The sequence below is a fragment of the Rathayibacter sp. VKM Ac-2760 genome, assembly GCF_009834185.1.
Taxonomy (GTDB): domain Bacteria; phylum Actinomycetota; class Actinomycetes; order Actinomycetales; family Microbacteriaceae; genus Rathayibacter.
The window spans coordinates 978,099-991,009 of the sequence record NZ_CP047173.1 but is presented as its reverse complement, the minus strand read 5'-3'; the positions used below and the strand labels follow the sequence as shown (position 1 = coordinate 991,009).

Here is a 12,911-nt window from a genome sequence, read left to right as displayed (position 1 = left end):
ATCGAGCCATGGCGATCCTCCGCGACCTGGCCCTCGGCGCTCGGCTCTTCGGCAGGGGGTTCGGCACCTGGGTCCGCTCGCCCCGGGCGATGCTCCTCGGCGCGATCCCGCCGCTGATCGTCGGGCTCGTCTTCGTCGGCGTCCTGGTGCTCGTCCTCACCCGGATCGACGGCGTCGTGCTCGCACTGACGCCCTTCGCGGACGCCTGGGACGCGACCTGGGCGGGCACCGTCCGCCTGCTGCTCTCGATCGCCGCGGTCGGCGCGCTGATCGCGCTCGGTGTCGTCCTCTTCGCCGCGATCACGCTCCTCGTCGGCGATCCGTTCTACGAGCGGATCTGGCGCGGCGTCGAGAACGAGCTCGGCGGTGTGCCGGACGAGCACGAGTCGGGCTTCTGGAGCGGACTCGGCCGCTCGCTCCGCGACTCCGCCGTGCTGGTCGCCACCTCGCTCGGCATCGGCGTCGTGCTGGTGCTGCTCGGCGTCATCCCCGTCGTCGGCCAGGTGATCGGGCTGATCGCCGGGGCGCTCGTCGGCGGGCGGGCCCTCGCCCTCGAGCTGACCGGGTTCGCCGGCGAGGCGCGCGGCCTCACTCTCGGCGAGCGCCGCCGGCTCCTCGGCGAGCACCGGGCGGTGTCGCTGGGCTTCGGCATCGCCGTCTACCTGGCGTTCCTCGTCCCCGGCGGCGCCGTGGTCGCGACGCCGGCGGCGACGGCCGGCGCGACCCTCCTGCTCCGGACGCTCCGCGGCGAGCCCACCGAGCGGATCGCCGACGCGCAGGGCGCGACGACCCCGTGACCGAGTGGCCGCCCGCGCGGCGCCTCCCCTAGACTTCCCCCGTGCTCACGTCGACCCTCCGCCCCTGGTGGCCCGCCTCCTAGGCAGGCCGACGCGCAGACTCCTCTCGCACACGACCGCCTCGACCGGGCGGTCGTTCTGCATGTCGGGGCCCGGGTGAGGGACACCCCGACCCAAGGACCACGATGACCTCGCTCCTCTCCCGCATCCTCGCCTCCGACGGATCGCTGCCGTTCGCGGTCGTGCTCCGGCAGGGCCGGGCGGACGTCGACGTCTTCACCGGCGACGTCGTCGACGTCGACGGTCTCGCCGACATCCCGCTCGACGGCGCCGACGTGCTCACCCTCGTGCCCTACCGCCAGGTGCGCGAGCGCGGCTTCGCGGCGAAGGACGACGGCGCCCCGCTGCGGAACCTCGTGGTCCGCGAGCGCGAGAGCGTGCCGCTGGCCGAGGTGCTGCGGCTGCTGCCCGAGCGCGAGATCCCCGTCGAGGAGCGCGGCTTCGACGTGCCGGACGAGGAGTACGCCGACATCGTGCGCCGCGTGATCGAGGACGAGATCGGCCGGGGCGAGGGCGCCAACTTCGTGATCAACCGCGCGTTCGTCGCGCACACCGACGCACCCCCGGTCGAGGCGGTGCTGGCCTGGTTCCGCCGGCTGCTGACCGACGAGTCGGGCGCCTACTGGACCTTCGCGATCCACACCCCGGGCCCGGCCGGCTCGCCGACCGTCACCGCGGTCGGCGCGACGCCGGAGCGGCACGTCTCGGTGCGCGACGGCGTGGCGATGATGAATCCGATCAGCGGCACCTTCCGCCACCCCGCGGCCGGCCCGACCGGCGCCGAGGTGCTGGCGTTCCTCGCCGATGTCAAGGAGAGCGAGGAGCTCTTCATGGTGGTCGACGAGGAGATGAAGATGATGAGCGCGGTCTGCCCGAACGGCGGGCGGATCCTCGGCCCGTTCCTCAAGCAGATGTCGCGGCTCAGCCACACGGAGTACCTGCTCGAGGGGCGCACCGACCTCGACGTCCGCGAGGTGCTGCGGCTGACGATGTTCGCGCCGACCGTCACCGGCTCCCCGATGGAGAACGCCTGCGCCGTCATCGCGGAGTACGAGAAGGAGCCGCGCGGCTACTACTCCGGCGTCCTGGCGCTGTTCGAGCCGGAGGAGCACGGCTACACGGTCGACGCGCCGATCCTGATCCGCACCGCGTACCTGCGCGCCGACGGCCGGCTGACCGTGCCGGCCGGGGCGACGCTCGTGCGCCACTCCACGCCGGAGGGCGAGGTCGCCGAGACGCGGGCGAAGGCCTCGGGCGTGCTCTCCGCCCTGGGGCTGCTGCCGCACCGCGACATCCCGCCGGCGATCGACCTCAACGCGCAGCCCGGCGTGCAGGAGGCGCTGGAGGCGCGCAACGAGCGGCTCGCCTCCTTCTGGCTGCGGCCGCAGGCGCCCGAGCACATCGAGGGGCTCGCCGGGCACACGGCGCTCATCGTCGACAACGAGGACCAGTTCACGACGATGCTCGCGCACCAGCTGCGCCACCTCGGCATGGACGCCCGGGTCGAGCGCTGGTCGAGCGTCGAGGACGTGCTGAGCGACGACCTCGTGGTGTTCGGTCCCGGCCCCGGGGATCCGCGGGACGACTCCGAGCCGCGGATCGCCCGGCTGCGCGCGCTGATGACCGAGCGGCTCGCGTCCGAGCGGCCGATGCTCGCCGTCTGCCTCAGCCACCAGATGCTGTCGCTGCTCGCCGGACTGCCGGTGGAGCCGCTGCCCGCGCCGCGGCAGGGTGTGCGGCTGGCGGTGGACGTGTTCGGCGAGGACGCGGCGATCGGCTTCTACAACACCTTCTCCTCGGTCGCGGGTGCGGACGTGTCGAGCACTCCGCTGCTCGAACTCGAGATCTCGCGCGACCCGGCGACGGGGATCGTCGATGCGCTCCGGGGCCGCGCCGTCGCCTCGGTGCAGGGCCACCTGGAGTCGGTGCTCTCCTCGGACGGCCTGCGCACGCTCGAGCGCCTGGTCCGCACCGCGACGTCGCAGCCGGCGCGCGCGTGAGCGAGGTCCGGCTGATCGCGTCGCCGACCTACTCCCTCGAGCTGCGGGAGGCGGTGGTCGCGAGCGTCCGGGCGGCGGCGGAGGCGGCGCGCGCCTGGTACGGCCGGGGCGACAAGCTCGCCGCCGACGCGGCCTCGGTCGCGGCGATGCGGGCGGTGCTGGCGGAGGCGCCGTTCGCGGGCGTCGTCGTGATCGGCGAGGGCGAGAAGGACGACGCCCCCATGCTCGCGAACGGCGAGCGGCTCGGGCGAGCCGGCTCCCCCTCGTGCGACGTCGCGGTCGACCCGCTCGACGGCACGCGGCTGACGGCGGAGGGGATCCCCGGCTCGGTCTGCGTCATCGCGCTCGCACCGCGCGGCACGATGCTCGATCCGCGCGACGTCTTCTACATGGACAAGCTCGTCTGCTCCGGAGCGGGGGCGGGAGTCGTCGGGCTGGACCTGCCGCCCGCCGAGAACGCGCGGCGGCTGGCCGACGCCCTCGGCAAGCCGGTCTCCGAGCTCGTGGTCGCCGTGCTCGACAAGCCGCGGCACGCCGGGCTGATCGCCGCCCTCCGGGAGGCCGGTGTCGCGCTGTCGCTGCGCGGCGAGGGCGACGTCTCGGTCGCGATCGAGGCGGCGGATCCTGCCGGGTCGGTCGACCTCGTGCTCGGCGTCGGCGGCACCCCCGAGGGCGTCGTCGCCGCCTGCGCCGTCCGCGCCCTCGATGGAGTGATGGAGGGCCGCCTCGCCCCGCAGACCGACCTCGAGCGCTCGAACGCCCTCGCCGCCGGCCACGACCTCACCCGTCTGCTGACCCTCGACGACCTCGTGTCCTCCCCCGAGGTCCTCTTCGCCGGCTGCGAGGTCTGACCGAGTCCGCGAGATGCCACTTGTGCGCGCCTTTCGCGGCGTGTCGCGCTCACAAGTGGCATCTCGCGGAGGAGGCGCAGGCGGGACGACGAAGGCCCCGGTTCGACGTGCGAACCGGGGCCTTCTGGATGTAGCGGGAGCGGGACTTGAACCCGCGACACCACGATTATGAGCCGTGTGCTCTAACCACCTGAGCTACCCCGCCGCACGTCTCCGGAGGCTGGCCTGCCGGGAACGGAGCCCCCTGTGGGAATCGGACCCACTACCTCTTCCTTACCAAGGAAGTGCTCTACCAATGAGCTAAGGGGGCGCACCTGCGGGTCTGACTGCCCCTCTCGGGGCGTGCCCGCGATTTGGCACCGTTAGACGATAGCACCTCCGCGGGGCGGTGATGACCGCGGGCCGGAGGGGTGCTTCGGGCGGGGTGGATCCCTCGGAAGAGACGTCCGCAGACCTGCTGGTCGAGTAGCCCCGCAGGGGCGTATCGAGACCGGCGTCCTCAGCACGGCGGGTCTGCGGACTCGACTTCTGACGCTGGTGGATCTCGATACGCCCGCTGCGCGGGCTACTCGATCACCAGGGACCGGCCGTATCGACGCGGCGATTCCTGCTGGGAGATCGACTACGAGCGGCTCGCCGCGTCGAGCGCGGCCAGCTCGTCCGCCGTCAGCTCGAGCGTCGCGGAGGCGACGAGCGACGGCAGCTGCTCCATCACGCGGGCACTCGCGATCGGGGCGGCGACGCCGTCCTGCGAGCGGAGCCAGGCGAGGGCGACGGTCGCGACCTCGGCGTCGTGAGCGGCCGCGGCCGCATCGAGGGCGGCCAGCACGCGGCGCCCGCGGGCGTCGAGGTACTGAGCGGCACCCGAAGCACGCGGGCTGTCGGGCGTCGAGCCGTCGCGGTACTTGCCGGTGAGGAATCCGGAGGCGAGTGCGTAGTACGGCACGACGGCGAGCCCGGCCTCGCGGGCGAGCGGCAGGACGTCCGCCTCGATGCCGCGCTCGACCAGGTTGTAGTGCGGCTGCACCGCGACCGGGGCGTGCAGCCCCTCCTCCTTCGCGAGGCGCAGCCACTCGGCGATGCGGTCGGCGCTGAAGTTCGAGACTCCGATCGCGCGGACGAGGCCCTGGTCGACGAGCTCGGAGAAGACGCGGGCGATGTCCTCGAGCGGGACGGCGTCGTCATCGAAGTGCGCGTAGTAGAGGTCGATGCGGTCGGTCCGCAGGCGCTCGAGCGAGGCACGGGCGGCTCGGCGGACGGTGTCCGGGGCGAGACCGAGGAACTCCGGGTGCCGGCTGACCTTGGTCGCGATCACGACGTCGTCGCGCGAGCCGGAGCGGCGCGAGAGCCACTCGCCGATGATCGTCTCGGACTCGCCGCCCTTGTTGCCGGGCACCCAGGCGGAGTAGGAGTCGGCGGTGTCGATGAAGTCGCCGCCCGCGGCGACGTAGCCGTCGAGGACGTCGAAGGAGGTCTGCTTCCCCGCGGTCCAGCCGAAGACGTTGCCGCCGAGCGAGAGCGGGAAGACCTCGATGCCGGAGTCGCCCAGGGGCACGCGGGTGAGGGAGTCGTGGGACGGAGCTGCGCTGTCGATCGTCATCCTTCGATTCAACCCGCCGCGGCCCGCGCCGCCGATCCCCGGACCCGCATGCGGAGCAAGCACTCAGGCGCGATATGCCGCCCGGCAGCTCCGGCTCGCGGAATCACCTTCGGCTCGCCGGATCGGCCGGATCCCGCGAGCCCGGGCACGTTCCACGAGCCGGACGTCCACCGGCCGGACCTCCGGCTCGCAGGAACACCCTCGGCACGCCGAAACCGCTCGATCCGACGAGCCCGAGCACGTTCTACGAGCCGGACATCCACCTGCCGGACCTCCGGCTCGCAGAAACACCCTCGGCACGCCGAAACCGCTCGATCCGACGAGCCCGAGCACGTTCCGCGAGCCGAACATCCACGGGCCGAACCTCCGGCTCGCAGAAACACCCTCGGCACGCCGGAACCACTCGATCCCGCGAGCCCGGACACGTTCCACGAGCCGAACATCCACCAGCCGAACCTCTGGCTCGCAGAAACACCCCCGGCACGCCGTAACCGCTCGATCCGACGAGCCCGAGCACGTTCCACGAGCCCGAGGTGCGCCCCGAGCCCCGGTCGCGCAGGGAGCCGCAGCGCCGCGCGGCAGGAGCCCCGTCAGCTGCCGAGCGGGTAGTCCGCGTAGGCGAAGCGGGTCGAGTCCGGCGACCAGCCCGCGACGTTGATCGTGCCCTGGCCGCCGAAGAGCGACTGCACGACGCGGCCGGGCGAGCCGTCGCCGGCCGCGCGCCCGGTGAGCGCGATCAGCCGGAGCTCGACCGGCAGGTTCTCCGGATGCCCGAGAGTCCCGGCGGGATAGGCGAGGTAGAGCAGGTGCGCTCCGTCGGGCGAGACGTGCGGGAACCAGTCGACGGTCTCGGACACGGCGACACGCTCGAGCCCGGAGCCGTCGCGCCGCATCCGGAACAGCTGCGCGACGCCGCCCTCCCGCTCGGAGTTGAAGTACAGGGACTCCCCGTCGGCGGAGAAGTCGACGCCGTCGTCCGGGTGCGCGTCGTCGGTGAGCGCGGTCAGCGGTCCGCCCGCGGCGGGCATCGTGTAGACGTTGGTGACCCAGCGGCCGGTGGCGTCCTCGCCGCCGCCGATCAGCGCGAGCAGGCGGCCGTCGGGCGAGACGCCGTGGAGGTAGTGCTTGAAGCGCGGCACGGGCCCGGCGGAGGTGAGCCGCCGCGCGGGCGCCGAGCCGTCGATGGCCACCGCGTAGAGGTGCCCGTCGCGCGCCGAGACGTAGGCCGTCCCGCCCTCGGGAGCGAGCACGTGGTCGTTGTTGAGCTCCTCCGGCACGCCGTCGAGCGGGATCGCCTCGAGCCCACCGGGACCGACCGGAGCGCCCCCGAGCGGCAGCCGGTACAGCCCGCCGTCCCCGTTCACCACGAGGAACGACCCGTCCGGCGACCAGTTCGGCGCCTCCACGAGCAGCGAGTCGGAGGAGAACACCGTCGTCGCCTCGCCGGTCGCGACGTCGAGCACGCGGATCCGGCAGGTCTGGTCGGGGAGCAGTGAGCGGGCCATGCGCACCACGGTAAGGGAACGGGGGTCGTCAAGCCCGTCCGCGCTCAGGTTCTCGCCGCCCGGCCTCCTCTATCCTTGTCTGGACAACTGTGCTGAGTGCGACCGGGGAGGACTGTGTGATGCTCCTCACCCTGGCGATCACGTTCGCCCTCGCGGTGATCACCCCCTGGGTGGTCGACCGCTTCGGACCGAAGGTCTTCTACGCCCTCGCGCTCGTGCCGGCCGCGACCTTCGTCTCGACGGCCCTGTCCCTGCCGACGATCCTCGCGGGCGGCGAGCTCCGGGAGGAGATCTCCTGGATCCCCTCGCTCGACATCTCGCTGTCGTTCCGGCTCGACGCGCTGTCCATCGTCCTCGCGCTCGTCGTCAGCGGCGTCGGCGCGCTCGTCCTCGCCTACTGCGGCAGCTACTTCAAGCGGGACGAGCCGTCGCTCGGCCGGTTCGCCGCCCTGCTCTTCGCCTTCGCGGGCGTGATGTACGGGCTGGTCACCGCCGACGACGTGATCATCCTCTTCGTCTTCTGGGAGGCGACGAGCGTCCTCTCCTACCTGCTGATCGGTCACTACAGCGGCCGCAAGGAGAGCCGCGGAGCCGGCCTCCAGGCCCTCCTGGTCACGACCCTCGGTGGGCTCGCGATGCTCGTCGGCATCATCATCCTGATCGTCGAGTCGGGCACGTCGAGCCTGGCCGGCATCGTCGCCGCGGCGCCGTCGGGACCGATCGTCTCGGTCGCCCTCGTGCTCGTGCTGCTCGGTGCCTTCTCCAAGTCGGCGCTCGTGCCGTTCCACTTCTGGCTGCCGGCCGCGATGGCCGCGCCCACCCCGGTCAGCGCTTACCTGCACGCCGCCGCGATGGTGAAGGCGGGCATCTACCTCGTCGCCCGCCTCGCGCCCGGATTCGCGGACGACGCCGTGTGGCTGCCCGTGATCGTCAGCGTCGGCGTCTGGACCATGCTCGTCGGCGGCTGGCGCTCGCTCCGGCAGTACGACCTCAAGCTCGTCCTCGCCTACGGCACCGTCAGCCAGCTCGGCTTCCTGACCGTCGCGGTCGGCTTCGGCTCGCGCGACGCGGCCCTCGCGGGCCTCACCCTGCTGATCGGGCACGCGCTGTTCAAGGCACTGCTGTTCCTCGCCGTCGGCATCGTCGACCACCGGACCGGCACCCGCGACCTGCGCAAGCTCAGCGGCCTGGGCCGCCAGGCGCCGGTGCTCGCCGGCGCCGCGCTGCTCGGCGTGCTCTCGATGGCGGGCATCCCGCCGCTGCTCGGCTTCGTCGCCAAGGAGGCGGTGTTCACCAGCCTGCTGTCCGCGATCGAGCAGGGCTCGTTCTGGGCCTGGGTCGCGCTGATCGGCCTCGTGCTCGGCTCGATCCTCACCGTGGCCTACTCGGCCCGTTTCTTCTGGGGCGCCTTCGCCCGCAAGAAGGGCCTCGAGGACACCCACCTGCACGCGGAGCCGTGGACCTTCACCGCACCCACCGTCGTCCTCGCGGTCGCGAGCGTCGTCGGCGGCGTCGGCGCCTCCCTCCTCGACCCGCTGGTCGCGGTCTACGCCGACACCCTCCCCTACGGCGCGCCCGACGCCGACCCGCAGCTCGCCGCGGCGGCCGAGGAGTCCGACCACGGCGGCTACCACCTCGCGCTCTGGCACGGCTTCGAGCCGGCCCTCGCGCTGAGCGCCGTCGTCATCGCGATCGGCCTCCTCCTCTTCGCGAAGCGCGTCGCGGTCGCCCGGGTCCAGTCCAAGGTACCGAACACCATCGACTCGGCCGAGGGCTACTGGGCGACCGTCCGCTGGCTCGACCGCGTCGCGAGCACCGTGACCGAGTTCGTCCAGCGCGGCTCGCTCCCCCGCTACCTCACGGTGATCTTCGCGGTCTTCGTGCTGGGAGTCGGCGGCGCCGCCGCGCTGAACCGCACCTGGCCCGGCGACCTCGTCTTCTGGGACTCGCCCGGTCAGCTCGCCGTCGCGGCCGTGATGATCCTCGCCGCGATCCTCTGCGCCGTCGCGCGCAACCGCGTCGCCGCCGTGCTGCTCGCCGGTGCGACCGGCTACGGCATGGTCGCCCTCTTCGCGATCCAGGGCGCCCCGGACCTCGCCCTCACCCAGGCGCTGATCGAGACGATCACGCTGGTCGTCTTCGTCCTCGTGCTGCGCCGCCTGCCGACCCGGATCGCGCAGAAGCACCAGCCGATGCGCAAGCGCCTGCGCGCCGTCATCGGCATCGCGGTCGGCGCCGTGATGGCCCTCGCGGCGACGATCGCGCTCGGCGCCCGCACCGCGACTCCGATCTCCGTCGACCTCCCCCGCCTGGCCTACGAGGAGGGCAAGGGACGCAACATCGTCAACGTCCTCCTCGTCGACATCCGCGCGTGGGACACCATGGGCGAGATCTCCGTGCTCGTCGTCGTGGCGACCGGTGTCGCTAGCCTGATCTTCCTCTCCAGCCGGGCCGGCGGCGCCCCGCGCCTCGAGCAGCAGAGCGCGGCCGACCGCGAGGAGCGCGCGACCGACCTCACCGCTCCCTCCGCCGACGCCGAGAAGACCGGCGACCGCGGCTCGTGGCTGGTGGCCGGCCGCACGCTGCGCCCCGAGAACCGCTCCATCGTGCTCGAGGTGCTGGTGCGCCTGCTCTTCCACCCCGCGATGATCGTCTCGGTCTACCTGCTCTTCACCGGCCACAACACCCCGGGCGGCGGCTTCGCGGGCGGCCTGCTCGCCGGTCTCGCCCTAGTCGCGCGCTACCTGGCCGGCGGCCGGTTCGAGCTCGGCGAGGCCGCGCCGATCGACGCGGGCAAGGTCCTCGGACTCGGGCTGCTCTTCGCGGTCGGCACCGCCGTCTCCTCGCTCGCCTTCGGCCTCGAGGTGCTGGAGTCGAGCTGGCTCGACCTCTACCTGCCGGTCCTCGGCGAGCTGCACCTCGGCACCTCCACCCTCTTCGACATCGGCGTGTACCTGATCGTGATCGGCCTGACCCTCGACATCCTCCGCAGCCTCGGCGGCGAGGTCGACCGCCACGGTGAGGAGGCCGAGCAGGGCGACCCGTCCGGCGACGGCGTCACCCACTCGACCGACAGCACCCCCGGCCCCGGCGCCGGCACGGTCGACGGCCTCGAGACGAAGCTGCCGACCGGCTCCACCGTCGTCGGCGGACCGGGCAGGGGGGACGACGCATGAGCATCACCCTCGTCCTCGTCGTCGTGATGGCGGTGCTGTACGCCGCGGGCGTCTACCAGATGCTGGAGCGCAGCCTCACCCGGATCCTGATCGGCTTCCTCCTGGTCGGCAACGCGACCAACATCCTGATCCTGCTGATGGCCGGCGGCTCCGGTGAGGCGCCGTTCGTCACCGACGACGGCCGCTCCTACGAGCAGATCGCCGAGGAGATGGCCGACCCGCTGCCGCAGGCGCTGATCCTGACGGCGATCGTGATCACCTTCGGAGTGTCCGCCTTCCTCCTCGCGATGATCTACCGGCGCTGGCGCCTCGCCAACGCCGACCAGGTCGAGGACGACGAGACCGACGCCTCCGTCCGCGCGGACGCGGCCGGCATCTCGGCCCAGACCACGGCCGACGACCGGGCCCTGGACGTCCTGCTCGAATCGAGCGACGAGGGCACCGCAGCCAAGCACGCCGAGAGCGCCATGACCGACGACAGGAAGGAGGACCGATGAACGTGCTGATCCCCCTCGTCGTCACCCTCCCCCTGCTGGGAGCCGCCGTCGCGCTCGTCCTCGGCCGGCATCGCCGCGCGCAGATCACCGTCAACATTGTCACGCTGTCGACGGTCCTGGTGATCTCCTCGGTCCTGCTCGTCCTCGTGCTCACCGGCCAGGAGGGCGGCAGCGCCGTCTACGTGGGCGGCTGGGAGCCGCCGTGGGGCATCGTGCTGGTCGTCGATCCGCTCGCCGCCCTGATGCTCGTGATCACCTCCGTCACGCTGCTCGGCGTCCTGCTCTTCTCGGTCGGCCAGGGCCTCGTCGACGGCAACCGCGAGACGCCGGTCACGATCTTCCACCCGACCTATCTGATCCTCTCGGCGGGCATCCTCAACGCCTTCGTCGCGGGCGATCTGTTCAACCTCTACGTCGGCTTCGAGATCCTGCTGGCGGCGAGCTACGTGCTGATCACCCTCGGCGGCACCGCGCCGCGGATCCGGGCGGGCACGACCTACGTCGTCGTCAGCCTGGTCTCGAGCGTGTTCTTCCTCTCCGCGATCGGCCTGCTCTACGGCGCCACCGGCACCGTCAACATGGCGCAGCTGTCGATCCGCATCGCAGAGCTCCCGGACGACGTCCAGCTCGTGCTGCACGTGGTGCTGCTGCTCGGATTCGGGATCAAGGCGGCGGTCTTCCCGCTGTCGTTCTGGCTGCCGGACTCCTACCCCACCGCTCCGGCGCCGGTCACGGCCGTCTTCGCGGGCCTGCTCACCAAGGTCGGTGTCTACGCGCTGATCCGCACCGAGACGCTGCTCTTCCCGGGCGGCAGACTCACGGAAGTGCTGATGGTGGTGGCGCTGCTGACGCTGGTGGTCGGCATCCTCGGTGCCGTCGCGCAGGCCGACATCAAGCGGATGCTCTCCTTCACGCTGGTCTCGCACATCGGCTACATGGTCTTCGGCATCGCGATCGGCACGGAGGCGGGCTACGCCGCGACGATCTTCTACGTGATCCACCACATCACCGTGCAGACCACCCTGTTCCTCGCGACCGGGCTGATCGAGCGCGTCGGCGGCACCACCTCGATCCTCCGGCTCGGCGGGCTGCTGAAGGCGTCGCCGCTGCTGGCGCTGCTCTACTTCATCCCCGCGATGAACCTCGGCGGCATCCCGCCGTTCACCGGCTTCCTCGGCAAGGTCGGCCTCTTCGTCGCCGGCACCGAGTCCGCCGCGGACCAGCCCTCCTGGCTGATCTGGGCGGTCATCGCCGCGGGCGCCGTCACCTCGCTGCTCACCCTCTACGCTGTCGCCCGCGTCTGGAACATGGCGTTCTGGCGCCGCCAGGAGGAGGTGCCCGGCTACGAGTCGCCGCTGATCGACCAGCTGCAGGAGGACCCGCACGACACCGGCACGGTCCGCACCCGGCACTCGCCGCCGATGATGGTCCTCGCGACCGCCGGCATGGTGCTCTTCGGAGTCGGACTCACCGTCGCCGCCGGACCTCTGTACGACGCGAGCGAGCGCGCAGCCGCGTCGATCGCTGACCCGTCCACCTACATCGCCACCGTCTACCGCGACTCGTCCTTCGGAGAGGAGGGCCCCCGATGAGCCCCCGCCGCCGCGTCGACTTCTGGAACCGGTTCGCGATGTTCGTGACCCTCGTCGGCATCTGGGTTCTGCTCTGGGACGACGTCTCGGTGCTCTCGATCGTCTCGGGCTTCCTGGTCGCGCTGATCATCACCCGGGTCTTCTACCTGCCGCCGGTGGAGTTCTCGAACCGGGTGAACCCGTGGCACCTGCTGGTCTTCCTCCTGCGGCTCGCGCTCGACATCGCGGTCGCGTCCGTCCGCGTCTCGTACCAGATCCTCACCCTGCCGGTCCCCGTGCACAACGCGATCGTCGCCGTGCACCTGCGCAGCCGCTCCGAGGGCATGCTGGTCTGGACGACAGAGGCCGTCTCGCTCGTGCCCGGCTCGCTCGTGATCGACGTCGACCCGCAGCTCAACGTGCTCTACCTGCACGTGCTCGGCGTCACCCACGACGAGGGCCACCGCATCGACGAGGTGCGCCGCACGGTCCTCAGGACCGAGGCGCGCATCGTCCGCGCGATCGGCTCCCGCGAGGACGTCGCGCGCGTCGGCGAGCCGCTCGGCGAGCACGCGGGGGTGGTCCGGTGATCGACTGGCTCGTCTGGATCCTGGTGCCGATCTTCGGAGCGGCCGCCCTGCTTGCGCTGATCCGCATCCTGATCGGCCCCTCCGTGCTCGACCGGGTGGTCGCCGCCGACGTGCTCGTCGCCACGATCCTCTGCGGTCTCGGCGCCGAGATGGCGATCAACCACCACGCGACGACCCTGCCGGTCGCGCTCGGGCTCGCGCTGTTCGCGGTCTTCGGCTCGATCAGCGTCGCCAAGTTCATGGCCAACCGGGAGGAGGACTGAG

At 72.0% G+C, this 12,911-nt stretch carries 10 protein-coding genes and 2 tRNA genes; 8 read left to right on the top strand and 4 right to left on the bottom strand.

Annotated elements, in window-relative coordinates; translation table 11 throughout:
- Positions 1 to 8: 8 nt before the first annotated feature.
- From GSU72_RS04455 to GSU72_RS04445, 3 genes are all read left to right on the top strand, one after another.
- Entirely contained in the window at positions 9 to 797 is a 789-nt protein-coding gene (locus tag GSU72_RS04455; protein ID WP_159983988.1) for an EI24 domain-containing protein, read from the top strand.
- A 185-nt stretch (positions 798 to 982) separates the two neighbouring features.
- Positions 983 to 2,857: a chorismate-binding protein gene (locus tag GSU72_RS04450; protein WP_159983987.1), complete on the top strand. Its 1,875-nt coding sequence runs from the start codon at positions 983 to 985 to the stop codon at positions 2,855 to 2,857.
- Positions 2,854 to 3,708 carry a fructose-bisphosphatase class II gene (locus GSU72_RS04445; RefSeq protein ID WP_159983986.1) on the top strand — a complete coding sequence of 285 codons (855 nt, stop codon included), beginning with the start codon at positions 2,854 to 2,856 and terminating at the stop codon, positions 3,706 to 3,708. The genes GSU72_RS04450 and GSU72_RS04445 overlap by 4 nt, the downstream gene beginning before the upstream one ends.
- A 131-nt stretch (positions 3,709 to 3,839) precedes the next feature.
- On the opposite strand, the gene GSU72_RS04440 is transcribed toward GSU72_RS04445, so the two are convergent.
- The 4 genes from GSU72_RS04440 to GSU72_RS04425 all read right to left on the bottom strand — a co-directional run bounded on the left by GSU72_RS04440 (position 3,840) and on the right by GSU72_RS04425 (position 6,813).
- A tRNA-Met gene (locus GSU72_RS04440) sits at positions 3,840 to 3,913 on the bottom strand.
- A gap of 33 nt (positions 3,914 to 3,946) precedes the next feature.
- Positions 3,947 to 4,018: transfer RNA gene (locus tag GSU72_RS04435), tRNA-Thr, on the bottom strand.
- Between the two features lie 312 nt (positions 4,019 to 4,330).
- The gene (locus tag GSU72_RS04430; protein ID WP_159983985.1) at positions 4,331 to 5,308 is read right to left on the bottom strand and encodes an aldo/keto reductase; all 978 of its coding nucleotides are present in this window, start codon (positions 5,306 to 5,308) and stop codon (positions 4,331 to 4,333) included.
- A gap of 590 nt (positions 5,309 to 5,898) precedes the next feature.
- Positions 5,899 to 6,813 carry a PD40 domain-containing protein gene (locus GSU72_RS04425; protein ID WP_159983984.1) on the bottom strand — a complete coding sequence of 305 codons (915 nt, stop codon included), beginning with the start codon at positions 6,811 to 6,813 and terminating at the stop codon, positions 5,899 to 5,901.
- Positions 6,814 to 6,932: 119 nt separating this feature from the next.
- On the opposite strand from GSU72_RS04425, the gene GSU72_RS04420 reads away from it, so the two are divergent.
- Genes GSU72_RS04420 through GSU72_RS04400 form a run of 5 tightly spaced genes read left to right on the top strand, consistent with a single transcriptional unit; the run spans position 6,933 to position 12,910 of the window.
- A complete protein-coding gene (locus GSU72_RS04420; RefSeq protein ID WP_159983983.1) occupies positions 6,933 to 9,989 on the top strand; it encodes a Na+/H+ antiporter subunit A in 3,057 nt (1,018 codons plus the stop codon).
- The gene (locus tag GSU72_RS04415; protein WP_159983982.1) at positions 9,986 to 10,486 is read left to right on the top strand and encodes a Na(+)/H(+) antiporter subunit C; all 501 of its coding nucleotides are present in this window, start codon (positions 9,986 to 9,988) and stop codon (positions 10,484 to 10,486) included. The genes GSU72_RS04420 and GSU72_RS04415 overlap by 4 nt, the downstream gene beginning before the upstream one ends.
- The gene (locus GSU72_RS04410) at positions 10,483 to 12,078 is read left to right on the top strand and encodes a Na+/H+ antiporter subunit D (protein ID WP_159983981.1); all 1,596 of its coding nucleotides are present in this window, start codon (positions 10,483 to 10,485) and stop codon (positions 12,076 to 12,078) included. The genes GSU72_RS04415 and GSU72_RS04410 overlap by 4 nt, the downstream gene beginning before the upstream one ends.
- Positions 12,075 to 12,647: a Na+/H+ antiporter subunit E gene (locus GSU72_RS04405; RefSeq protein ID WP_159983980.1), complete on the top strand. Its 573-nt coding sequence runs from the start codon at positions 12,075 to 12,077 to the stop codon at positions 12,645 to 12,647. Before GSU72_RS04410 ends, GSU72_RS04405 begins: the two co-directional genes overlap by 4 nt.
- Positions 12,644 to 12,910, top strand: a complete 267-nt coding sequence (locus tag GSU72_RS04400) for a monovalent cation/H+ antiporter complex subunit F (RefSeq protein ID WP_348272811.1) — start codon at positions 12,644 to 12,646, stop codon at positions 12,908 to 12,910. Before GSU72_RS04405 ends, GSU72_RS04400 begins: the two co-directional genes overlap by 4 nt.
- Position 12,911: the final 1 nt, after the last annotated feature.